Origin of the sequence: Vibrio sp. VP6 (genome assembly GCF_028823755.1) — a bacterium.
Classification (GTDB): Bacteria; Pseudomonadota; Gammaproteobacteria; order Enterobacterales; family Vibrionaceae; genus Vibrio; species Vibrio parahaemolyticus.
In genome coordinates this window covers 12381-35149 of record NZ_JAPEID010000007.1, presented here as the reverse complement: position 1 = coordinate 35149, position 22769 = coordinate 12381, and the positions used below count along the sequence as shown (strand labels likewise).

The 22769-nt window shown below is 45.8% G+C and carries 20 protein-coding genes and 2 pseudogenes; 7 read left to right on the top strand and 15 right to left on the bottom strand.

Annotation, left to right across the window (positions count from 1 at the left end; translation table 11 throughout):
- Window positions 1-79: 79 nt before the first annotated feature.
- Both syd and OU793_RS06615 read left to right on the top strand, forming a co-directional pair.
- Complete coding sequence (gene syd, locus OU793_RS06620) at window positions 80-625, top strand: SecY-interacting protein (protein ID WP_005459156.1); 546 nt, start codon at window positions 80-82, stop codon at window positions 623-625.
- Window positions 626-627: 2 nt separating this feature from the next.
- The gene (locus tag OU793_RS06615) at window positions 628-1404 is read left to right on the top strand and encodes a Zn-ribbon-containing protein (protein ID WP_005486775.1); all 777 of its coding nucleotides are present in this window, start codon (window positions 628-630) and stop codon (window positions 1402-1404) included.
- A gap of 85 nt (window positions 1405-1489) precedes the next feature.
- Here OU793_RS06615 and OU793_RS06610 read toward each other — a convergent pair whose 3' ends face one another.
- From OU793_RS06610 to metN, 3 genes are read right to left on the bottom strand one after another with little or no spacing between them, the layout of a single operon-like run.
- A complete protein-coding gene (locus OU793_RS06610) occupies window positions 1490-2299 on the bottom strand; it encodes a MetQ/NlpA family lipoprotein (RefSeq protein WP_005459159.1) in 810 nt (269 codons plus the stop codon).
- A gap of 32 nt (window positions 2300-2331) precedes the next feature.
- Window positions 2332-3009 (bottom strand): methionine ABC transporter permease, encoded by a 678-nt coding sequence (locus OU793_RS06605; protein WP_005459160.1) that lies wholly within the window; start codon window positions 3007-3009, stop codon window positions 2332-2334.
- On the bottom strand, window positions 2999-4033 hold the full coding sequence (gene metN, locus OU793_RS06600) for a methionine ABC transporter ATP-binding protein MetN (protein ID WP_005459161.1): 1035 nt from the start codon (window positions 4031-4033) through the stop codon (window positions 2999-3001). Before metN ends, OU793_RS06605 begins: the two co-directional genes overlap by 11 nt.
- 342 nt (window positions 4034-4375) lie before the next feature.
- Between metN and gmhB the strand changes: the two genes are divergently transcribed.
- The 4 genes from gmhB (at window position 4376) to treC (ending at window position 9351) form a co-directional block, all read left to right on the top strand.
- A complete protein-coding gene (gene gmhB, locus OU793_RS06595; RefSeq protein WP_005459163.1) occupies window positions 4376-4927 on the top strand; it encodes a D-glycero-beta-D-manno-heptose 1,7-bisphosphate 7-phosphatase in 552 nt (183 codons plus the stop codon).
- A 102-nt stretch (window positions 4928-5029) separates the two neighbouring features.
- The gene (gene treR / locus OU793_RS06590) at window positions 5030-5977 is read left to right on the top strand and encodes a trehalose operon repressor TreR (RefSeq protein ID WP_005479596.1); all 948 of its coding nucleotides are present in this window, start codon (window positions 5030-5032) and stop codon (window positions 5975-5977) included.
- 176 nt (window positions 5978-6153) lie between these two features.
- The gene (gene treB / locus OU793_RS06585) at window positions 6154-7578 is read left to right on the top strand and encodes a PTS trehalose transporter subunit IIBC (RefSeq protein ID WP_140103222.1); all 1425 of its coding nucleotides are present in this window, start codon (window positions 6154-6156) and stop codon (window positions 7576-7578) included.
- An 87-nt stretch (window positions 7579-7665) separates the two neighbouring features.
- Window positions 7666-9351 carry an alpha,alpha-phosphotrehalase gene (gene treC / locus OU793_RS06580; protein WP_140103221.1) on the top strand — a complete coding sequence of 562 codons (1686 nt, stop codon included), beginning with the start codon at window positions 7666-7668 and terminating at the stop codon, window positions 9349-9351.
- Between the two features lie 104 nt (window positions 9352-9455).
- Here the strand turns inward: treC and OU793_RS06575 are convergent, their stop codons facing one another.
- The 3 genes and pseudogenes from OU793_RS06575 to OU793_RS06565 all read right to left on the bottom strand — a co-directional run bounded on the left by OU793_RS06575 (window position 9456) and on the right by OU793_RS06565 (window position 12681).
- Entirely contained in the window at window positions 9456-10355 is a 900-nt protein-coding gene (locus OU793_RS06575) for a hypothetical protein (protein ID WP_140103220.1), read from the bottom strand.
- 131 nt (window positions 10356-10486) lie between these two features.
- A pseudogene (locus OU793_RS06570) lies at window positions 10487-11988 on the bottom strand (transcriptional regulator).
- 90 nt (window positions 11989-12078) lie between these two features.
- Complete coding sequence (locus OU793_RS06565; protein ID WP_005496223.1) at window positions 12079-12681, bottom strand: YitT family protein; 603 nt, start codon at window positions 12679-12681, stop codon at window positions 12079-12081.
- Between the two features lie 347 nt (window positions 12682-13028).
- On the opposite strand from OU793_RS06565, the gene glyA reads away from it, so the two are divergent.
- Window positions 13029-14279, top strand: a complete 1251-nt coding sequence (glyA, locus tag OU793_RS06560; RefSeq protein WP_140103218.1) for a serine hydroxymethyltransferase — start codon at window positions 13029-13031, stop codon at window positions 14277-14279.
- A gap of 261 nt (window positions 14280-14540) precedes the next feature.
- Here the strand turns inward: glyA and lipA are convergent, their stop codons facing one another.
- The 9 genes and pseudogenes from lipA to rsfS form a co-directional block, all read right to left on the bottom strand.
- Window positions 14541-15506: a lipoyl synthase gene (lipA, locus tag OU793_RS06555; RefSeq protein WP_005496220.1), complete on the bottom strand. Its 966-nt coding sequence runs from the start codon at window positions 15504-15506 to the stop codon at window positions 14541-14543.
- Window positions 15503-16165: a lipoyl(octanoyl) transferase LipB gene (gene lipB / locus OU793_RS06550; RefSeq protein ID WP_140103217.1), complete on the bottom strand. Its 663-nt coding sequence runs from the start codon at window positions 16163-16165 to the stop codon at window positions 15503-15505. Before lipB ends, lipA begins: the two co-directional genes overlap by 4 nt.
- A 176-nt stretch (window positions 16166-16341) precedes the next feature.
- Window positions 16342-16620, bottom strand: coding sequence for a DUF493 family protein YbeD (ybeD, locus tag OU793_RS06545; RefSeq protein ID WP_005488798.1), 279 nt, complete (start codon window positions 16618-16620; stop codon window positions 16342-16344).
- A gap of 138 nt (window positions 16621-16758) precedes the next feature.
- Window positions 16759-17937: a serine hydrolase gene (locus OU793_RS06540; RefSeq protein WP_005488796.1), complete on the bottom strand. Its 1179-nt coding sequence runs from the start codon at window positions 17935-17937 to the stop codon at window positions 16759-16761.
- Window positions 17938-18029: 92 nt separating this feature from the next.
- Complete coding sequence (locus OU793_RS06535; RefSeq protein ID WP_140103216.1) at window positions 18030-18833, bottom strand: septal ring lytic transglycosylase RlpA family protein; 804 nt, start codon at window positions 18831-18833, stop codon at window positions 18030-18032.
- A 2-nt stretch (window positions 18834-18835) separates the two neighbouring features.
- Window positions 18836-19957, bottom strand: a complete 1122-nt coding sequence (rodA, locus tag OU793_RS06530; RefSeq protein ID WP_005483658.1) for a rod shape-determining protein RodA — start codon at window positions 19955-19957, stop codon at window positions 18836-18838.
- Window positions 19957-21941 (bottom strand): annotated as a pseudogene (mrdA, locus tag OU793_RS06525) (penicillin-binding protein 2). Before mrdA ends, rodA begins: the two are co-directional and overlap by 1 nt.
- 29 nt (window positions 21942-21970) lie before the next feature.
- Window positions 21971-22441 (bottom strand): 23S rRNA (pseudouridine(1915)-N(3))-methyltransferase RlmH, encoded by a 471-nt coding sequence (rlmH, locus tag OU793_RS06520; RefSeq protein WP_005456129.1) that lies wholly within the window; start codon window positions 22439-22441, stop codon window positions 21971-21973.
- Between the two features lie 4 nt (window positions 22442-22445).
- Complete coding sequence (rsfS, locus tag OU793_RS06515; protein WP_005456130.1) at window positions 22446-22763, bottom strand: ribosome silencing factor; 318 nt, start codon at window positions 22761-22763, stop codon at window positions 22446-22448.
- Window positions 22764-22769 lie beyond the last annotated feature (6 nt).

Below are 22769 nucleotides of genomic sequence, written 5' to 3'. Positions count from 1 at the left end.
GAGAATTTTACTGAATCCGCTGATTAATTGCTATCCGGCAAATTCTGCTATCTGACAAATAAGGAATGAGGAGACCTTCATGACCCAAACCGTTACTCAGGCGCTACAAGACTTCAGCCTGCGCTACCAACAAGCTTGGCAAAATAAGCATAATGAATTGCCTCGCAATGAGGAGCTTGCTGATCTTGTTTCTCCATGTGTCGAAGAGAAGTGTGACGGCGCGGTATTGTGGAAAGCATTCCCGCGAGAAGAGATGGCGGATTTTACTAACGTTGAAAATGCGATTGAGTTGACGCTGCATGAAGACATTAAAGCGTTTTATGGCTCTCAATACAGTGCGGATATGGACGCAACGTGGCAGACGAATCCTCTGACATTGCTTCAAGTTTGGAGCGATGACGATTTTGTTCGCTTACAAGAGAACATTTTGGGTCACTTGGTGACACAGCGTCGTCTAAAGCTAAAACCGACGGTGTTTATCGCAGCGACGGATGCAGAATTGGACGTGATTTCAATTTGTAACTTAACGGGCAATGTGATTTTAGAGCGTTTAGGAACAGATAAGCGCGAAGTGCTCGCAGAGAATGTTGTGGAGTTTTTGGCCAAAATTGAGGCTGCGGTGTAAGCATGTACGTTGTTGAGTTGCAATTTGAGTGTTTTGATAACACCACTGTCAGTGCGGTAGATAAAGCCATTAACGGTTTGATGGATGCGTTGCGTTACAACGGCCAAGTGCTAGGTCGTGAATTCCCGATAGTGATGGGCGATGGCGAATTTTTTGTGCGCGTGGTTTGCCCGGAACAAGACAGTTTGCATCCGCGTTATCATTCAGATTTCGTTAAAGTGTGCATGAATCGTTTGTCGGATGCGTCTTTGCTTGCGCCGAAAATGCGTATGCTTGGTCGTGATTTAAATTCAGAACAAGCGGCCGAAGACGAAGCGCCAAGTTGGCAAGTGCTCTACACGACGTATGTGCACACGTGCTCGCCACTACGCAGTGGTGAAACTTTGTTGCCAATTCCACTGTATCGTAATGATCCGACACTCAACGGCGATCATAAAGCGGTCATCAAATGGCAGACGGAATGGCAAGCGTGCGATGAAATCCAAATGGCGGGCGGGTGCCGCGCAGAGCATGCGGCGCTGCACGAGATTTGCGACGTAGACAGTGTGTTGTTCCGCCGCGGTTGGGATTTGCGTGGTCGTATCGAATACATCACCAAGATTCCAACTTATTATTACCAGTATCGCGTGGGCGGTCAGTCGTTGGAGAGTGAGAAAGCACGTAAGTGTCCGAAGTGTGGTGGAGAATGGCTGCTTGATGAGCCATTACATGACATCTTCTATTTTAAGTGCGACGAGTGCCGAATTGTTTCGAACATCTCTTGGGATCATATTAAATAGGTTCTCACCTGACGTAACTTGATAGATTGAGAAAGACTAAAAAGGGCTTTTTGTTTTCGAATAGTTCGTTTTTAGAAAAGTGGGATTACCAACCTTTCACTACGCCGCCTTTGAATAGTTTTTTCGCTGCTTCGTAAACTTCTTCAGTTTGGTAAGCTTTTACGAAGTTTTGTACGTTTTGAGCATTAACGTTCTCTTCACGCGCTACGATTAGGTTCACGTATGGAGATTCTTTATCTTCAACAAACACACCGTCACGCTCTGGAGACAGGTCGATAGAGCTTGCGTAAGTGGTGTTAATGATAGACAGCGTTACGTCATCCAGAGAACGGGGAAGTTGCGGCGCTTCTAGCTCAATGATTTCAATGTTCTTCGGGTTGCCTACGATGTCACGTACTGTAGCGAGTAGACCAACGCCATCACGTAGAGTGATCAAACCTTGTTGCTCAAGAAGCAGTAGTGAGCGACCTAGGTTGGTTGGATCGTTTGGAACCGCGATGCGTGCGCCATCTTGAATCTCATCCACAGATTTTACTTGCTTTGAGTACCCTGCGATTGGGTAAACAAACGAGTTACCTGCGATAGCCAGTTTGTAGCCACGATCTTTAACTTGTTGATCTAGGTAAGGTTTATGTTGGAAAGCGTTCGCGTCTACAGAGCCGTCATCTAGCGCAGCGTTTGGTGTTACGTAGTCCGTGAACGTAACCAGTTCAACGTCTAGGTTGTACTTTTCTTTCGCTACTTTTGCCGCTACTTCAGCAACTTGCGCTTCAGCACCTGCAATTACGCCAACTTTTACCTTGTTAACGTCCACTTCTTTATCGCCACAACCCGCTAGAACAAGAGCAGAAGCAGCAGTTGCTACAGTCAAAAGACCTTTAAGGCTAAATTTCATGTTTATCTCCTTATAATATGTATTTTCAATGCTTATCGGTGGTCTACACGGCGCACCACTGCGTCACCGATAGACTGAATAATTTGTACTAGAACAATCAACATCACAACGGTTACTGCCATGATAGTAATGTCGTAACGGTGGAAGCCGTATCGGATGGCTACGTCACCGAGGCCGCCGCCGCCCACCGTTCCTGCCATCGCAGAGTAGCTCACTAATGTCACTAGAGTAATCGTCACTGAGTTAACAATAGTCGGCATTGCTTCTGGTAGGAGAACTTTTGTGATGATTTGCGTTGGTGTTGCACCCATGGATTGCGCAGCCTCAACCAAGCCAGTTGGTACTTCCAGCAATGCCCCTTCAATAAGACGAGCGACAAACGGAATCGCACCAATAGTCAGCGGAACGATTGCCGCAGTTGTACCAATGAAAGTGCCCACTAACATCTTAGTTACTGGAATGATCGCAACCATCAAAACGAGGAAAGGAACTGAGCGCCCAACGTTAACCACTGCACCAAGAATTCCGTTCAGTTTGGTGTTTTCTAGCAAGCCGCCTTTCTTAGTAATATGCAGAATCACCCCCAATGGAATGCCGACCGCAAAACCCACTACGCCAGCAACCGCGACCATATAGATGGTTTCCCACGTAGCACCTAAAAGTAGTTTGCTGTTTAAACTTAGCCATTCAAAAATCGTATTAAAGGACATAACCAAGTACCTCTACTTTTACATTGTGCTCGCGCAGGTATTCAATTGCTGCACTGTCGTCTTGTTCATTACCAAACAGCTCTGCGACCATCATGCCGAACTTCACGCCGCCGGCGTAATCAAGATCGGAACTCAGAATGCTGACGTCGATGTTGTACTTACGCGAAATCTGCGACATCAACGGTGCATCTACGGTTGCGCCAGTAAATTCCATACGGACAAGAGGGTAGCTGCCTTCAACGCGATTTGGTTGCAAACGCGCTTGGTAATCTTCTGGAATGGAAAGATCCAATGTGGAACGAATGAACTCGTGAGCCAGTTCCGTTTTCGGGTGCGCAAAAATATCGCCAACCGTACCTTTCTCAACCAATTCACCACCACCGATGATCGCCACTTCGTGACAGATGCTTTTTACCACTTCCATTTCGTGGGTGATCAGTAGAATCGTGATGTTGAGTTTGCGGTTGATCTCTTTTAATAGCTCAAGGATGGATTGAGTCGTTGCAGGATCCAATGCGCTGGTGGCTTCGTCACACAACAGTACGCTTGGGTCGGATGCCAATGCGCGAGCAATAGCCACACGTTGTTTTTGACCGCCACTTAGGTTGGACGGATAGCTTTCGTGCTTGTCCGCTAAGCCAACGAGCTTTAGCAACTCAGTCACTTTTGTTGTGATTTGCGATTTGTCTTTGCCAGCCAGTTCCAGTGGTAGAGCCACGTTATCAAACACAGTACGAGACGAAAGCAGATTGAAGTGCTGGAAGATCATGCCAATGTTGCGGCGCGTTTCGACCAACTGCTTTTTGCTGAGTGTTGTTAAATCAACGCCATCAACGATGATGGAGCCAGAGCTTGGTGCTTCTAGCATGTTTACACAGCGGATCAGCGTACTTTTACCAGCGCCTGATGAACCGATAACACCGAAGATGGTGCCCTTGGCGATGTGTAGGTTAATGTCTTTCAGGGCAAGGATTTCCTTACTGCCTTGGTAGAACACTTTATTGACGTTTTTTATTTCTATCATGTTTCAACCTGCCCAGAGATAAGGGGAACTTCGCTGTCAAAAACGGCCTTTGACAGAACTTAATTTTGAGCTTTATCTCAATTCTCAGTTGATGCTATGGGTTAACCAGAATGAAGTCAATAGATATTTTTACGTCTAGACGTCTAAATGTATGGATGTTCTGTTTTGGAAAGAAAGAGGCGTAGATAACAACAAGAAGATGAGCGGAGGAGCACCCTCAGATTTACCGATTCTTGCCCAACAAATCAACCGTTTTGTCGAGGCCTAGAACGAATTAGATAGTGTTGAAGTTTATAAGGTATGTAATAATCTGATTAAACCGAGTTAATAGAGAAATACGTTTTGGCAAAACCTGCTGTTTTTATCGATCGTGACGGCGTGATCAACGTTGACCACGGCTACGTTCATGACGAACATGATTTTGAGTACATTGACGGTGTGTTTGAAGCGACAAAAGCGCTGAAAGATAAAGGTTACCTGTTGGTGCTTGTAACGAATCAATCGGGCATCGCGCGCGGTAAATTCAGTGAAGACCGTTTCTTGTCTCTGACACAATGGATGGACTGGAACTTCGTTGATAATGGCGTTGAGTTTGATGGTTTTTACTATTGTCCACATCATCCTGAGCATGGCATCGGTGACTACAAGCAAGATTGTGATTGCCGCAAACCTAAACCTGGTATGTTTATCTCTGCTCGCGACTTCTTGAAAATCGACATGGAAAAATCTGTGATGATTGGCGATAAAGCCGAAGACATGATGGCAGCAGAAGCCGCAGGTGTTGGCACTAAGATTCTGGTTCGCACAGGTAAGCCAATCACCGAGCAAGGTGAAGCATTAGCTACAGTAGTGCTCGATAGCATCGCAGATGTGCCAGCGTATTTACAAAAATAACACCACAATTTGCATGTTTAAGGGAAGCGTTTGCTTCCCTTTTCTTTTATTGCTGTTAAAGTTCAGTCACCTAAGCATTCATCCATTCTAGTTTGATCACTTATGAGCAAAAAACTCACCATTCTTGATATCGCGAAATTGGCAGGCGTTGGCAAATCAACAGTAAGCCGTGTGCTTACCAATGATCCAAAAGTGAAACCTCAAACGCGAGAGAAAGTAGAGCAAATCATTCGTGAATCTGGCTATGTACCGTCCAAATCTGCGCAATCAATGCGTGGCGGTAGCCAAAAAGTCATTGGAGTTATTATCTCCCGTCTGGACTCACCATCCGAAAATCGTGCTGTTGGTACAATGCTCAATGCATTGTATTCCGCTGGCTATGACGCAGTGATCATGGAGAGCCAATTTGATCGCGACAAAACCAACGAGCATCTAAACGTGCTTAAGCGTCGCAATGTGGATGGGGTGATTGTGTTTGGCTTTACTGGGTGCGATGAGCAAGCCTTAGCTGAGTGGGGCAATCGCATTGTGGTGATTGCGATGGATACCAATAACGTCTCTTCCATCAATTATGATAACCAAGGCGTGATAGACATGGCTTTGTCTCATCTTGAGCAGCAATCTCTCTCTCGCATTGCTTACATTGGTGTTGATCCTGAAGACAAAACCACAGGCTTGGCGCGTTTAAATGCTTATAAAGCTTGGTGTCAACGTAAGCAACTTACGCCTTGCTTCCAAACCGGTAAGCTTAGCCATGAAAGTGCTTATCAGTTGGTGGATCACGTTCTAAAAGCAGACACGCAAGCCATTGTGTGTGCCAGCGATACCATTGCATTGGGCGTAATTAAGCGTCTTCAAGAGTTAGGCCGTGAAGACGTGGTCGTGACAGGCGTGGGTGGTAACGAGTTGCTGTCTTTCCTTTTCCCTAAAGTATTTAGTGTTGACCCGGGTTATACCCTTGCGGGTGAAAAGTCCGCTAAGATGCTGATTAATCAATTAAATGGCGATGAAGAAGTCGTTCACTTCACTCAACATCCTGTTTGCCGTTAACCCGTTCTAAAACGATCTGCTCTAAAATTATACTGTGATCATTCTCAATTAATGGGACTGTTCCCATTTTGTTTTTTGTCTTTGGGTGGCAATATTAAAATTAAGAAGTGGGAATGTTCCCATTTATAAAAATAAAATGATGAATCGAATGTATCCAATACAGGGTGGACAAAGTTATGAGTAAGATTGCGCGTAAAGACGTGGAGCGTCTTATTGAGCTGGTCGGGGGGCCGGACAATATTGCCAGTGTAAGCCACTGTTTAACTCGCTTGCGTTTTGTTCTAAATGATACCGACAAAGCGGACACGAAACAGTTAGAAGCCTTGCGTATGGTGAAAGGTTGTTTTACCAACGCAGGTCAATTCCAAGTCGTCATCGGTACTGAAGTTGATGAGGTTTACAAAGTACTGATCGAGCTAAGCGGTAAAAGTGAAGCGAGCAAAGACGAATCCAAGAACGCTGCTCGTCAAAACATGAATATTGTTGAGCGTGGTATTTCCCACCTTGCAGAAATCTTTGTACCGTTGCTGCCAGCGATCATCACTGGTGGTCTGCTCCTTGGCTTCCGTAATGTGATTGGCGACATCAAAATGTTTGATGGTCAAACCCTAACGGAGATCAGTCAGTTTTGGGCGACTGTTCACTCATTCCTATGGTTAATTGGTGAAGCTATTTTCTTCTTCTTACCCGTTGGTGTGTGTTGGTCGACCGTGAAAAAGCTCGGCGGTACACCGATTCTGGGCATCACGCTCGGTGTGACATTGGTTTCGCCGCAGTTAATGAACGCCTACCTGATTGGTAAGCAAGTACCTGAAGTGTGGGACTTTGGGTTGTTTGCGATTGAGAAAGTCGGTTACCAAGCGCAGGTGATTCCCGCGATGTTAGCAGGTATCGCACTGGCGTTTATCGAAACGCACTTAAAACGCATCATCCCATCTTATCTATACCTCGTGGTCGTGCCGTTTGTTTCTCTCATTGTGTCTGTGATTTTAGCGCACTCGATCATTGGTCCATTTGGTCGCATGTTGGGTGATGGCGTGGCATTCGCAGCAAAAGCGGCCATGACGGGTGACTTCGCGATGATTGGCTCTACCATCTTCGGCTTCCTATACGCGCCACTTGTGATTACTGGTATCCACCACACAACCAATGCCGTTGACTTACAGTTGATGCAAGAATTGGGGGGCACGCCGATTTGGCCTTTAATTGCACTATCGAACATTGCTCAAGCATCGGCAGTGGTTGGCATCATTATCATCAGTAAAAAGCAGGATGAGCGTGAAATCTCAGTGCCTGCGGCGATTTCTGCCTACCTTGGCGTAACAGAGCCAGCCATGTACGGCATCAACTTGAAATACAAGTTCCCAATGTTGAGCGCGATGATCGGTAGTGCATGTGCTGCTGCTATCTGTGGTAGTGCGGGTGTAATGGCGAACGGTATCGGCGTAGGCGGCTTGCCGGGTATCTTATCTATCCAACCGCAGTTCTGGGGCATCTTTGCTCTGGCGATGCTAGTCGCGATGGTGGTACCTGCCGCATTAACATTAATTCTCTATAAGCGTGCACAAGCGAAAGGTGAGCTTGAGGCGGCAAACGCGTAATTCAATTTGAGGCAGTGACTTGGCTGCCTCCTCCTGTTTTTCTTTTCAAATTTTAAGTTTCCGATTACTGGTAAGTGAGTGTTAGAAATGGCTATGACCAAGCATGATGAGAGCTGGTGGAAAACCGCAACCATCTACCAAATTTACCCAAAAAGCTTTTGTGACAGTGGCAGTAAAGGCACGGGCGACATTAAAGGGATCATTTCTAAACTGGATTATCTAAAACACCTTGGTGTGGATGCGATTTGGCTGACGCCAGTGTATCAGTCTCCTATGGTTGATAACGGTTATGACATTTCCGATTATTACGCGATCAATCCACAGTTCGGCACTATGGATGATTTCGATACCTTGCTGGCAGAAGCGCATCTGTTGGGTATTCGTATCATCATGGACATTGTAGTGAACCACACGTCGACTGAGCATCATTGGTTCCAATCCGCGTTAGGGGACAAAAACAGCCCATACCGCGATTACTACATCTGGAAAGATCCGGTTGATGGCACAGAACCTAACAACTGGCAATCGAAGTTTGGAGGCAATGCTTGGGAATTGGATGACGCGACAGGGCAGTACTACTTGCACCTTTTTGCTAAAGAGCAGGCGGATTTGAACTGGGAAAACCCAGTGGTGCGTGAAGAAGTCAAAGAAGTCATCAGTTTCTGGGCAGACAAAGGCGTGGATGGTTTCCGTCTCGACGTCATCAACCTGATTTCTAAACAACAAGACTTCCCAAGTGATGATATTGGCGATGGCCGTCGTTTCTATACGGATGGTCCTCGCGTGCACGAATATCTGCAAGAAATCAGCGAAGCCGTGTTTCAAAAGTACGGCAGCGTGACGGTGGGGGAAATGTCTTCGACCACGCTAGAGCACTGCCAGCAATACTCTTCATTAGATGGCAAAGAGCTGTCGATGGTGTTCAATTTTCACCACCTGAAAGTCGATTATCCGAATGGTGAAAAATGGACCAAAGCGCCGTTTGATTTCATTCAGTTAAAGCAGATCTTCAACCATTGGCAAACGGGCTTAAATGGCAAAGGGTGGGGCGCACTGTTCTGGTGTAACCACGATCAACCTCGTGTGGTCAGCCGCTTAGGTGATGATAAACAATACCGCGTTGAGTCGGCGAAAATGCTGGCGGCGTCTGTACATATGATGCAAGGCACGCCGTATGTTTATCAAGGTGAAGAGATTGGTATGACCAACCCAGGTTACACTGAGATCAGCCAGTACCGTGACGTAGAAAGCACCAACATGTACGACATCATGGTCAACCGCGATGGCGTATCACACGAGGAGATGATGGCGATTTTGGCGCAGAAGTCGCGTGATAACTCACGTACGCCAATGCAGTGGAATAGCCAAAAGCACGCTGGTTTTACCGAAGGCACACCGTGGCTTGAGGTGGCGCAGAATTACTCTGAAATCAACGCAGAAGCAGCGGTTGCAGATTTGAACTCGGTGTTCTACTTCTACAAACGTTTGATTGAGCTACGTAAACAGGTTCCGGTGATCACCGATGGCCGTTATGAAGATTTACTGCCAGAGCATCAACGCATTTTTGCTTACGCTCGCCAGAACGACAAACAAACGCTGCTGTGTATCAATAACTACTACGCTGAAGAGGTGGAATGTGTTCTGCCAGAACGTTTTGAACTGAGTAAAGCGAAAAACTTGCTATCCAACTATCAAAACTCAGCGAGCGCAGTCGCGTCAAACCATCAAGTGTTACGACCTTACGAAACTCGTATTTTATTGATAGAAGAATAAACTCGGGTGTCATCACCCCTAGGATTGATGTTCGAGATGAAGGCTTTGGTGTGCTCCCCAAAGCCTTCTTTTATTGAGATGCCGTATCTCTAAAAGATGCGAGCTTATTTTGTTTCAATCGCTGTTAGCTGCACTTTCTCTTCGTTGATTTGTACTTGTTGTACTTTTAGTAGTTCGATTTGCTCAATCAGACCTAAGCTCGGGTTAAACCAACGTTCTGCTGAAGTGGCGAATTCCATTGAGTCCATATCATCGCAGTTTAGGTTGTAAGTATTCTCTTCCGTCAGGTACGCCGCTTCAATTGTCTTGCCTGAAATCGAGAACGTTTTACGTACGCCAGTCTCTCGGATTTGCTGTTGCCAAACCACTTGGCAAGATGCTGTCATGGGCAGGTTTTGTACCCACTCATGTTCTTCAAAGTTGTCTAACAGGTGGTGTACTGCGTTGCCTGTAAGAGTGGTTTGCAGAGACATGGTTTCTTCACCGATATCAACGTTTGGGCTTTTCTCTTTTACGTCGTTACCGTTCAGGCGGAAAATCGGGCTACTGTGCATTAGCATGGCAATAAACTGATTGCCAATAGAATAAACGTCGGTGACTTCATGAAGTGCACCATCAGAGCCTGCAAAATAAAGTGTATTGCTCTCTTCTTCGTTATTGAACTGTTCGTCAGAGTAGTAGAACTGTTGAGCGCCGTAGTTCACCAAGTCATTAACCAGCTGGATGATTGCCTCGCTGTTTGGGATTTGTGCCAATGCTGCCAATATTTGCTCGCTATCCATCGCTTGAAAGCTCAGCTTCATGTCACCTTCAGATTGGCCATCCAAGCTAAACGAGTAGCTAAGTTGTGTGTTTGTCTCGGGAGCGAAAATGGAGTTTTGAATCGCGATGTCGAAACTTTCTTGAGGCACTTTGTTTGGATTAGCGCTGCCAGAAGACGAACCTCCGCCACAGCCGTAAAGAGCCAGAGTTGCGGCTGCGATAAGCGTCATTTTGTTTAGCATGGTTTACATTCCTGATTGATAAGGCCGCTTCATGTTGGGCCGTTGCTTGAATGCGAGCATGCTAAGTTCAGTGAGATAAAAAGGGCAAAAAACAAAAGCTAATAGCGCTTAACGAAAGCTTAATTTTATATTTAGATCTTTGTTTTATTTGGGCTTATTTCGTTAGCTACGTTGGTGCAATACTCATTGATGAGCGCTTTCCATCGGCTGATAATTTCTTGATCGGTCAAACTGACATGCAACGTTTTCCATGGTTGAAGGCAAGTTTCTTTCGATTCTGATTGAGAAAGACGTTCAAACAATGTCTCGGAGGGTAAAACGCGCAGCAGTGCCACCAGTGATTCCATGTAGTTGAGACGGAACTGTTCAAGTTTGTTTTGCTTATAAGCGATGTGAGACACAAACGTATAAATCAGCGCGTTTTGAATGCGTGAGTCGCCATCTGGAGTAGTCAACAGAACTTTTGCTCGGTCTAGGTTACCTAGTTTGAAATGCAATACGCCCAACCAGAGGCTTAGCTCGACGACTGCACTTGCGTCAAATACGCTTCCAGCTTTTGAGGCTCTTGCTCGTATAACGCGAGATGCCTTGCGGTTGTGATAGCTGCAAACTCATCAGCTTGTTGGAGAGGTTGGTTAGAAAAGACATTCTCAAACAGCATTTTTTGGTGAACGTCTGACAGTTGCCATGTGCTTGCCGAAGGTGCAGGCAAGTTGAAGTATTGTGCGACATCCGAGTGAATTTGGAAGATGTCCGATTGTAGGTCGGATAAGCGCAGTGTGTATTCATTGCGAAATGCCAGCTTCCCTGTCGCAGGATAAATAAGGTTCATCTGCGCTTTCAAGGTGCCTTGTTCTGCGCCGTCTTTTAACTCTATGTTGAGTTCGTAATCACTGGTCTGCATATTTCGTGCACCAGGGAAATACGGTGTATGACCAATGGGATCCAGAAAGTAACTTGGAGCGTCTTGGTTAGCGATGTCGGTATATGGATATTCGACTTGTTGTTGAAGTAAGACGGCTTTGACTAGTGTGCGATATTTTCGCGCCTGAGAGCCGATTGCATCGACACGGTTGAGCAGCAACTCGACTTTGGGGATAAGTAACTGATGACGTGTTTGTTGTGTTGAAATCTCTTGGCGTTGCCATAGCAAGCTTGCGAGCGTCACGCTACAAACCGCAAGTATGGCACACAAGCCATAAGCAAAAATTAGCTTGAAGTTCTTATTACTCGCAACCTGAGTTGGAATAACGCGTCGATGGCTTTTCGCTGGTGGTATTAAACGGATATTGGCAGGGTTAAGAAAATAGCCCTTGCGAGGATAAGTGACCAAGAGCTTAGCCGCATCGTACTCGGGTAGGTGTTGCTGTAGCAGCGCACGTAAGGTGCTAATGCGGTTAGTGAGCACATTTTTGGAGATGAATTTGCTCTGCCAAATGGTTTCGATAATGGTGTCGGCAGAGAGCGGATGCCCCACGCTTGTTAGCAGCAGTTCTAATAACTCAATGGTACGAGGTTCGAGATCAATCGCGATAGTGTCTTGATGAAGAGTCTGAGTTTTCGGATTGTAGACCAACTCGCCAATCGCAATACAACTGTGAGTTTGTTTGGCTTGTTGTAGAAAGTCGCGCATACCGTACCGAGTTATTTGGAAATCGCGAAATATTATATAGTTATTGAAGCGCGAAATCTTATAAATCGCGCGTCAATTATCATCAAAAGTTTATGAACCGTAGGTAACGGAATATCGGTGTGGTTTGTGATTCATCGCCAATACGACATTCAGTGCAAAGGCACCCAAAATCGAAAGGCCAATCACCTCTGGAGTGACAAAGAAGAACGAAGCAAACAGGATACATGCATCGATTGCCATCTGGCTTTTGCCAACAGAAATGCCAAACTTGTCCTGAATAAACAAACACAACACGTTAAAGCCACCTAGGCTGGAGCGATGTCGGAACAAAATCAGCATACCTAATCCCATCAATAGGCCACCTGCTACCGCGCAATAAATTTCGTTAACGGATTCGAGTGAGATCAGCAAATAAAGGTGATCGGCAAAGATAGAAACCAAAGCGCCAGAAATAGCGCTATTGATTGCGAAATGACGGCCGAAGCGTTTCCATGCGAGTAAGTAAAAAGGACAGTTTGCCAAAAAGTACAGCACACCAAAGGTAAAAGGTGTAAATTGGCTTATTAGCAATGCCAATCCAGTCGTGCCTCCTGTTAGAAGGTTCGCGGATTGGAGAAAGAAAACGCCCTGAGCTACCAAAAAGGTACCAGTGAGAATTGCTATCCAGTCTTCTTTTCTTGAGTGTTTTTCCATCAAAAGTGCAGTCATCGGTGAGAAATAAGGCGTGCATAGTAGTAAAAAGATGATCTTTTCGGTAGCTAGAGGGTAAAATTTGCGGTAAACCTATGTAATTGCTGTTTTACAGGGTGTAAAGCACAAAATTGACAGGCAATAAATCGTGGTTGAACAATTGCAACATCACCATGATAACTATTGCTTGTCATCATGAAAAAACTGCATGAGAAAAATTGTAAATTTCTCTTTATGACCTAGATCAAATTATGTAGAATGCGCGCCATTGATGCGACGAAAACGTTTGCGTTAGGTCGTTAACCAGTTTTTTTGCAACTTTCAGTACTAATCTGAGTCAGGAGATACAGATGCTTAAGCGTGATATGAACATCGCAGATTACGATGCGGAACTGTTCGCAGCTATCCAGGAAGAAACCCTTCGCCAGGAAGAACACATTGAACTTATCGCTTCTGAAAACTACACAAGCCCACGTGTAATGGAAGCGCAAGGTTCTCAGCTAACGAACAAATACGCTGAAGGCTACCCAGGCAAGCGTTACTACGGCGGTTGTGAGTACGTAGATAAAGCAGAACAGCTTGCTATCGATCGTGCATGCAAACTATTCGGTTGTGAGTACGCGAACGTACAACCTCACTCAGGTTCTCAAGCAAACAGCGCAGTTTACATGGCGCTTCTTAACCCAGGCGATACAGTACTAGGTATGAGCCTAGCGCACGGTGGTCACCTGACTCACGGTTCTCCAGTAAACTTCTCTGGTAAGCATTACAACGTTATCCCTTACGGTATCGATGAAGCGGGTCAAATCAATTACGACGAGATGGAACAGCTAGCGCTTGAGCACAAGCCTAAAATGATCATCGGTGGTTTCTCTGCTTACTCGCAAATCGTTGATTGGAAGCGCATGCGTGAAATCGCGGACAAAGTAGATGCTTACCTTTTCGTTGATATGGCACACGTAGCTGGTCTTATCGCAGCAGGCGAATACCCAACACCTGTTCCACACGCTCACGTAGTAACAACAACGACGCACAAAACACTAGCAGGCCCTCGCGGCGGTCTTATCTTGTCTAATGCTGGCGAAGATATGTACAAGAAGCTGAACTCAGCTGTGTTCCCTGGTGGTCAAGGTGGCCCTCTAATGCACGTTATCGCTGGTAAAGCAGTAGCGTTCAAAGAAGCGATGGAGCCAGAGTTCAAAGCTTACCAAGCTCGCGTAGTGAAAAACGCAAAAGCAATGGTTGGTCAGTTCCAAGAGCGTGGCTACAAAATCGTATCTAACGGCACAGAAAACCACTTGTTCCTTGTTGATCTAATCGACAAAGACATCACTGGTAAAGATGCAGACGCGGCACTAGGTGCAGCAAACATCACAGTAAACAAGAACTCAGTGCCAAATGACCCACGCAGCCCATTCGTAACGTCTGGTATTCGTGTAGGTACACCAGCGATCACTCGTCGTGGCTTTACTGAAGAAGACGCAAAAGATCTAGCAAACTGGATGTGTGACGTTCTAGATAACATCAGCAACGAAGAAGTTATCGAAGCGACTAAACAGAAAGTATTAGAAATCTGTAAGCGTCTACCGGTTTACGCCTAATTGTTCTGCCTGATTCGCTCTATTTCTGCGTCAAAGGTGCTCATTTACAGTTGTAAACTACGCGCCTTTTCCCTGAACTAGAAACGAATCAGTTTGAAAATACTAAAGGTCCTCAGCTGAGGGCCTTTTTGTTTGTCTGGCGTCTGGGATTGTTTAATCGTGCCATCGAATAAAAGAGAGTGGTGCAGGGCATCTCTTGGTTGGCAGATACAAAAAAGGTTGGCACTAAGCCAACCTTTTCAGTTTTCGAGTTCAAGATGCTTATTTGATCTCAAGACCTTGTGCCTGCATATCGGCATGGTATGAAGAGCGAACAAATGGACCACATGCTGCGTGCGTGAAGCCTAGCTCTAGTGCGACTTCTTTTAGTTCGTCAAACTCTGATGGTGGAACGTAACGTTCTACAGGCAAGTGGTGACGGCTTGGCGCTAGGTACTGACCTAGAGTCAGCATCGTTACACCGTGTGCACGCAGATCTTTAAGCACTTCGATGATTTCTTCTTTGGTTTCACCAAGGCCCATCATGAGACCTGATTTGGTCGGTACATCTGGATGCTGTTCTTTGAACTTCTTAAGAAGCTCAAGTGACCACTTGTAGTTCGCACCTGGGCGAGCTTTACGGTAAAGACGCGGTGCAGTTTCTAGGTTGTGGTTGAAGACATCTGGCGGGTTGTCTTTCATCAGGTCAAGCGCCACGTCCATACGACCACGGAAGTCAGGAACTAGTGTTTCGATCTTGATGTCTGGATTTAACGCGCGGATCTCACGGTTACAATCGGCAAAGTGTTGTGCGCCACCATCACGTAGGTCGTCACGGTCTACTGAAGTAATAACAACGTACTTCAGTTTCATGTCGGCGATAGTTCTTGCCAGTTTTTGTGGCTCTTCTGCTTCTGGTGGTAATGGACGGCCATGAGCAACATCACAGAAAGGACAACGACGAGTACAGATTGCACCTAGGATCATGAAGGTTGCTGTACCGTGGTTAAAACATTCCGCTAGGTTAGGGCAAGACGCTTCTTCACATACGGAGTGAAGTTTGTTCTTACGCATCGCAGCTTTGATGTCTTGAATTCGTTGGCTGTCGGCTGGTAGCTTGATCTTCATCCAATCAGGCTTACGTAGCACTTCTTTCTGCTCTGTAGGCATGTTCTTTACGGGAATCAATGCCATTTTATCGGCGTCACGATATTTAACGCCTTTTTCCATCTGGATTGGTTTGCTCATGCTTTATTACCTTGAGAAGGTGCTTCTGTGCTGAATTCTACTCGCTCGTAATCGAGCAAAGTAACGAGTTCTTCTATTAATTGTTTTTCTACGGTTTCTACGTCACTCGGGCCGTTAAATTGGCTCACTTGAACCATTTCCATACCTGCATAACCACAAGGGTTGATGCGTAGGAACGGCGTTAAGTCCATATTTATATTCAGGGCTAACCCATGGAATGAGCAACCTTTACGAATACGTAGACCGAGAGAGCATATTTTCTTGCCATCGACATAAACGCCAGGGGCGTCTGGTCTTGCGGCAGAGTCGATATTGTATGCTTTTAATGTGTTGATCACGAGGTTCTCGATGGTTGTAACGAGATCTCGTACGCCTAATTTTTTGCGACGTAGGTTGATCAAGAAGTAAGCCACGAGTTGACCAGGACCATGATAGGTTACCTGACCACCACGGTCACTTTGTACGACAGGAATATCACCAGTGTTAATTAAGTGCTCGGCTTTGCCTGCCTGCCCTTGGGTAAATACTGGGTTATGTTCTACCAACCAGACTTCATCAGGGGTTTCTTCTGTGCGTTGGTCGGTGAACTCATGCATCGCCTTCCATACAGGCTCATAGTCTTGGCGGCCAAGTCGTTTTACAACAAGTTGGTGTTGCATGGGAATTCCTGTCGCTAATATATAAAGTTTTTGGATTATAAACCGGATGACCCAGATGCTCTACCGCTGAGTAACAGATTTTTAACTGAAAGCACAAGGATATCGAGTTATCTGGTTGATAAATAAAAAGAAAGCAGCCTAAGCTGCTTTCAAAAAAAATTTAATCTATCAAAAAATTATAGAACCATACGAACGATGTCGATTTCACCCAATTCTTTGTATAGGGTTTCAACCTGCTCGATAGACGTTGCAGTGATGTTGATAGACACTGAGTGGTAGTTGCCTTTAGCGCTTGGTTTGACTTTTGGGCTGTAGTCACCTGGAGCATGGCGCTGGATTACTTCAAGAACGAGTTCTGGAAGCTCAGGCTTTGCATGACCCATTACCTTGTAAGTAAAAGAACAAGGGAACTCAAGCAGGTCTTTCAATTTTGCATCAGAGTTGATGGTTAGCATATCGATAACTCCAGTTGGTATTCGTTGCGGTGCGAAATAGTACAGTCAAATTAGGGTGAACTCAAGGTGAGGATCACAGACTTAAAAAGCCGCCATAATTGGCGGCTTTGCGAATAAGTTTGCTATTCTGCGACTCGTTTAGAAGAAGCTCTTGAATAACAATACGATGTAATCCCATAAACGGCTGAACAAGCTGCCTTGCTCTACGGTTTCTAGTGCCATTAGCGGGTATTCAGCAATATCTTCACCATCGATTTGATAGTATAGCTTACCGACTACATCACCTTTATTAATTGGGGCTTCTAGCTCTTTTTCAAGTACGAAGCTTGCTTTTAGGTTTTTCGCTTCACCGCGTGGCAGTGTTACGTAAGTGTCTTGATCAAGACCCAGAGCAACGGTGTCTTTGTTACCCATCCACACTTTTTCTTCTACGAAGGTTTCACCCGCTTTGTGAGGCGCTACTGTTTCGAAGAAGCGGAAGCCGTAGCTTAGTAGTTTTTTACTTTCTGATTTACGAGCATTTGCATCTTTAGTGCCCATCACTACAGCAACCAAACGCATTTGGCCTTCTGTTGCTGAGCTTACTAGGCTGTAACCTGCGTTGCTTGTGTGTCCAGTTTTGATGCCATCAACGTTCATGCTCTTATCCCAAAGTAGACCGTTGCGGTTGTATTGGGTGATGCCGTTGTAAGTGAATTTCTTTTCAGAGTAAACACGGTACTCGTCTGGCACGTCACGAATCAGAGCTTTACCAAGTAGCGCCATGTCGTAAGGTGTTGAGTACAGTTCTGAGTTATCTAGGCCGTGAACGTTGGCAAAATGAGAATTCTTCATGCCTAGGGTATTTGCCCACGCGTTCATTAGGTCAACAAATGCATCTTCAGAACCTGCGATGTGTTCAGCCATTGCCACACACGCATCGTTACCTGATTGAATGATGATGCCACGGTTAAGATCACGTACTTTTACCGTAGTACCTACTTCAATGAACATTTTTGAAGAATCTGGGAAGTTTTTCGCCCATGCATTCTTACTGATGGTTACGTCATCATCTTCTGAGATATTACCACGTGCTAGCTCTTGGCCGATTACGTAGCTGGTCATCATTTTAGTTAGACTAGCAGGAGACAATTTTGTGTTCATTTCTTTTTCTGCTAGCACTTTACCTGAATGGTAATCCATCAGTACGTAGCCTTTTGCCGCAATTTGAGGCGCATCTGGAACAACGACTGGTGATGCAAAAGCAGATTGAGCGAAGGTTGCAGAAAGGGCAACCGAAGAAACGAGAATAGATTTCACAAACTTATTTTTATTCATGGTAATTCAAATTTTTGGGTTTAACTGCACACATCTTACCAGAATCCCCACTTATGTAAGAGGGGCTTCGTTTAGAAATTCATGACTCAAGGTCATTTCGCAGTGTTGTGTTTTTTAATAAATGCGGACGAATAGCCGAGCAACTTTACTTTATCCAGTGTGGCTTGCGTCAGGGAATAGTCAGTAAATGGACCCAATAACAAGCGATAAGACTCTTTCGCGTTTTCCAAGAAAGTTTCGGTATCCAGCTTTTGACCAAGCTCTGCGCCTAAAGTTCGTGCGCGATCTTCATTTTTTGAAGATGCGACTTGAATGACGTACTTTGGGTGAGATCCTAGCGATTTTTGATCGGTAGGTTTCTCTACGCTGATAACTTCGATTTCAACATTCGCCGTTCCTGTTTTTATGACATCCAATTTATGCGCAGCGGCGTAGCTCAAGTCGATGATACGGCCATCGTGAAACGGACCTCGATCATTTACTCGAACGACTGTGGTTTTGCCATTGTCGGTGTTGGTCACTTTCACATAGCTTGGTAACGGTAGCGTTTTATGCGCAGCCGTCATGGAGTACATGTCGTAGATTTCACCGTTAGACGTCAAATGCCCCTGGAACTTTTTACCGTACCAAGATGCACGACCTTTTTCAGTAAACCCTTTTGCGTCGCGAACGATCTTGTAATTATTACCGCGCAAGTGGTAATCGGTATTACCACCTAGGCTGTAAGGTTCGTATTTGGGATGCGCATCCTCGATGTGTTCGACTGAAAGCGGCGTATCGGGTGCTACATCGGATTCAAGTTCGTAACGGCCTTCTTGTGTCTTTTGGCTGGTGGATGAACAACCAGCCAAAATCAGTGCAGAAAAAACTAAGGAATATAAAGCGCGTTTTTGCATGTCTAGGTCGCCTTAGAGAATGCTTTTCGGTGCGTATGAATCGACATCAAAATGCCAAAACCAGCCATTAGGGTCACCATCGAGGTGCCGCCGTAGCTGATCAGTGGTAACGGTACACCTACAACAGGTAGGATGCCACTCACCATGCCGATATTTACAAAAATATACACAAAGAAGCTAAGTACAATACTGCCTGCCATCATTCGTCCAAACGCGGTTTGTGCTTGGCTAGCAAGGTACAAACCTCGACCAATAATGAAGAGATAGATGGCTAATAGGCAAAGGAAGCCAATCATACCCCATTCCTCAGCAATTACTGCAAAGATAAAGTCAGTGTGTCGTTCAGGAAGAAATTCCAGTTGTGACTGCGTACCGTGCAACCAACCTTTACCGGAAATACCGCCAGAACCAATCGCAATTTTACTTTGGATAATATGGTAACCCGCGCCAAGTGGGTCAGATTCTGGATTGAACAGAGTACGAACGCGAACCTTTTGGTATTCGCGCATCAAGAAGAACCACAAAATTGGTATGAAACCACCTAAGGCAATGGCAGCCGCTGCGATGATCTTCCAACTGATGCCTGCTAGGAAAATAACGAAAATACCTGAAGCCGCAATCAGAATCGACGTTCCCAAATCTGGTTGTTTCGCGATAAGAATCGTTGGTAAGCACACCATGATTAGCGCAACAATCAGCGTTCGGAATGTTGGTGGTAATGGTTGGCGACCGATATAGCGCGCAACCATCAACGGTACCGCAAGTTTGAGTAATTCGGACGGTTGGAATCGAACAAAGCCTAGGTTGAGCCAGCGTTGCGCACCTTTCGAGGCCTCACCAAAGAACAGTACGCCAAATAGTAAAACTACACCGGCAACAAACATTAGTGGCGCCAGGCTTTCATACGTTCGTGGAGAAAGTTGAGCCAGAACCACCATCACGACAAGAGACAATACCATGCGCATTGCTTGGCGATCCATCATCTCCAAACTTTGTCCGCTGGCACTGTACATGATCACAAGACCAAATCCCATTAAAGCAAAGATGCCGAGTAGGAGGGGCAAGTCGATATGGAAGCGCTCAAACAAGGCGCGGTTTTTACCTGTAGAGGGATCCATCTTCATTAGCGTGTAACCTCTTTTTGCGCGTTGGTTTTGTCATCTTCTGGTTTGATTTCTTCTGGGCCAAGTACCACTCGGTCAAAGATCTTTCTCGCCATTGGACCACCGTTACTTGAGCCACCACCTGCGTTTTCTAGCACGAGAGTAACGATAACTTTTGGATCGTCAAACGGAGCAAAGCCCGTAAACAGGGCGTGGTCACGCAAGTGTTCCGCGATTTCATCTGCGTTGTACTCTTCGTTCTCGCCCAAGCCAAAGACCTGCGCTGTACCTGATTTACCGGCTGTCTGGTAGCTCATATTGTAGAAAGAACGACGAGCTGTACCACGAGTACCATGGTTTACACGGCGCATACCTTCTTTCGCAATATCCCAGTATTTTTCTGGCACATTTTGAATCGGTGGGTAGGTTACGTATTCAGAGGTTTCTTGTTCCTCAAAGTTATCACCATTATCGATGGTGGACTTTAGGAGGTGAGGAGCGGAAACCGCACCATTATTCACTAACACCGATGTTGCTTTCGCAATTTGCATTGGTGTCGCCGTCCAATAGCCTTGACCGATACCAACAGGAATAGTGTCACCTTTGTACCAAGGCGTTTTGTGACGAGACATTTTCCAATCACGAGTTGGCATATTTGCCTTACTTTCTTCGTAGATATCGATGCCTGTGTAGTCACCAAAACCAAACATCATCATCCAGTTTGAAATTCGGTCGATCCCCAAGTCATAAGCAATTTGGTAGTAAAACGTATCAACAGACTCTTCAATGGATTTAATGACATCCACGCGGCCATGTCCCCAACGCAACCAGTCACGGAATGGACGAGTGTCTGAGTTAGGAATGCGCCAATAACCTGGGTCGTTGCGAGTAGTATTTGGCGTGATTACGCCTTCTTGCAACGCTGCGACAGCCATAAATGGCTTGATTGTTGAAGCTGGCGGATAAATACCTAGCGTCGTGCGGTTTACCAACGGGCGGTTTTTATCGTTCAACAAATCGCGATAGGCTTTACCAGAAATGCCGTGGACAAAAGCGTTCGGGTCGTAACTTGGGCTAGACACCATAGCTAGCACCCCATTGTCACGAGGATCAAGCACGATAGCGCTGCCACGTCGACCATCCAAAAGCTGATGAACGTAAAGCTGCAAGTTGATATCGAGGTTTAAGACAATGTCTTTGCCCGGAACTGGCGGTACGTACTTTAACGTGCGAATCACGCGTCCTCGGCTGTTGACTTCCACTTCTTGGTAGCCAGCAGTGCCGTGCAGCAGATCTTCGTAGTATTTTTCGATGCCCAACTTACCGATGTCACGAGTCGCTTGGTAGTTGGCGTTTCGTAGTATTTTTCGATGCCCAACTTACCGATGTCACGAGTCGCTTGGTAGTTGGCGTCTTTTTCTTCTCGAATCAAACGCTGCATGTCGCGGTCATTGATACGAGAAACATAGCCGATTACGTGCGTTAACACTTCCCCGTAAGGGTAGTAACGTTTGAGTGTGGCACTAATTTCAACACCAGGAAAACGGTATTGGTTGACGGAAAAGACCGCGACCTGCTTTTCGTTCAGCTGGGTTAGCAATGGGACGGATTTGAATCGACGGGTACGCTTACGCTCACGATGGAAGCGTTCGATCTGTTCTGGTGTGATTTCCAGAATGGTTTGCAATTCTTGGATAGTAGCGTCGATGTCTTTGATTTTTTCTGGAGTCAGCTCCAAGTTAAAGACAGGACGGTTTTCGGCTAACAGGACACCATTTCGGTCGTAGATAAGACCGCGGTTTGGCGCAATAGGAACCACTTTGATGCGGTTGTCATTTGAACGGGTTTGATAATCTTGAAACTGGTTCACCTGAATGTTGTACATATTGGCGACCAGCAAGCCCATCAATATAACGATGCCGAGAAAAGCAACGATAGCGCGGCTAGCGAACAGGCGCGCTTCGGCTTGATAATCTCGGATTTGACTGCGGCGTCTACGAATCATTAACGCTTGGCTCTAAAGTTAAACAACGATTATTCGCGATGGTAAGGGTGGTTAGCGGTAATGCTCCACGCTCGGTATAAACTCTCTGCCATGACGATACGCACAAGTGGGTGCGGTAACGTCAGCGCTGACAGTGACCAACTTTGGTCGGCTGCGGCTTTACATGCAGGTGCTAAACCTTCAGGACCACCTATCAGAATAGAAACGTCACGACCATCGAGTTTCCAAGCTTCTAGCTGCTCTGCCAGTTGTGGGGTGTCCCACTTTTTACCGGGAATATCTAGGGTCACGATACGATTGCCTTTTGGCACTGCTGCTAACATCGCTTCGCCTTCTTTTTGTAGAATTCGAGCAATATCAGCGTTTTTGCCACGTTTTCCTGCTGAGATTTCAACCAACTCTAGTGGCATATCATGAGGGAAACGACGACGGTATTCTTGGAAGCCTTCTTCAACCCACTTTGGCATTTTTGTGCCAACGGCAATTAGTTGAATTTTCAAAAGATTAACCCCAGAGTTTTTCTAGTTGGTACAGAGAGCGGTGTTCTTCCTGCATGACATGCAGCATCGCGTCGCCCATATCTAGGACAACCCATTCACCTTCGTTTTCTCCTTCCATACCTAAAGGTTCAAGGCCTGCTTTTTTTACTTCAGATGCAACGTGATCGGCGATGGATGAAACGTGGCGTTTAGACGTACCCGTACAAATGATCATGTAGTCTGTTACGCTGGATTTGTCTTCCACGTTTAGGATGACAATATCTTCCGCTTTCATATCGTCGGCTTTGTCTGCTAAAAAGTCTTTCAGTTCTTCGCGAAGCACTCGGTT

Bases quoted from the DNA above. Each gene is read 5' to 3' on its own strand.
- syd (WP_005459156.1), top strand. From the start codon at position 80: ATGACCCAAACCGTTACTCAGGCGCTACAAGACTTCAGCCTGCGCTAC.
- OU793_RS06615 (WP_005486775.1), top strand. From the start codon at position 628: ATGTACGTTGTTGAGTTGCAATTTGAGTGTTTTGATAACACCACTGTC.
- OU793_RS06610 (WP_005459159.1), bottom strand. From the start codon at position 2,299: ATGAAATTTAGCCTTAAAGGTCTTTTGACTGTAGCAACTGCTGCTTCT.
- OU793_RS06605 (WP_005459160.1), bottom strand. From the start codon at position 3,009: ATGTCCTTTAATACGATTTTTGAATGGCTAAGTTTAAACAGCAAACTA.
- metN (WP_005459161.1), bottom strand. From the start codon at position 4,033: ATGATAGAAATAAAAAACGTCAATAAAGTGTTCTACCAAGGCAGTAAG.
- treR (WP_005479596.1), top strand. From the start codon at position 5,030: ATGAGCAAAAAACTCACCATTCTTGATATCGCGAAATTGGCAGGCGTT.
- treB (WP_140103222.1), top strand. From the start codon at position 6,154: ATGAGTAAGATTGCGCGTAAAGACGTGGAGCGTCTTATTGAGCTGGTC.
- treC (WP_140103221.1), top strand. From the start codon at position 7,666: ATGGCTATGACCAAGCATGATGAGAGCTGGTGGAAAACCGCAACCATC.
- OU793_RS06575 (WP_140103220.1), bottom strand. From the start codon at position 10,355: ATGCTAAACAAAATGACGCTTATCGCAGCCGCAACTCTGGCTCTTTAC.
- OU793_RS06565 (WP_005496223.1), bottom strand. From the start codon at position 12,681: ATGGAAAAACACTCAAGAAAAGAAGACTGGATAGCAATTCTCACTGGT.
- glyA (WP_140103218.1), top strand. From the start codon at position 13,029: ATGCTTAAGCGTGATATGAACATCGCAGATTACGATGCGGAACTGTTC.
- lipA (WP_005496220.1), bottom strand. From the start codon at position 15,506: ATGAGCAAACCAATCCAGATGGAAAAAGGCGTTAAATATCGTGACGCC.
- lipB (WP_140103217.1), bottom strand. From the start codon at position 16,165: ATGCAACACCAACTTGTTGTAAAACGACTTGGCCGCCAAGACTATGAG.
- ybeD (WP_005488798.1), bottom strand. From the start codon at position 16,620: ATGCTAACCATCAACTCTGATGCAAAATTGAAAGACCTGCTTGAGTTC.
- OU793_RS06540 (WP_005488796.1), bottom strand. From the start codon at position 17,937: ATGAATAAAAATAAGTTTGTGAAATCTATTCTCGTTTCTTCGGTTGCC.
- OU793_RS06535 (WP_140103216.1), bottom strand. From the start codon at position 18,833: ATGCAAAAACGCGCTTTATATTCCTTAGTTTTTTCTGCACTGATTTTG.
- rodA (WP_005483658.1), bottom strand. From the start codon at position 19,957: ATGAAGATGGATCCCTCTACAGGTAAAAACCGCGCCTTGTTTGAGCGC.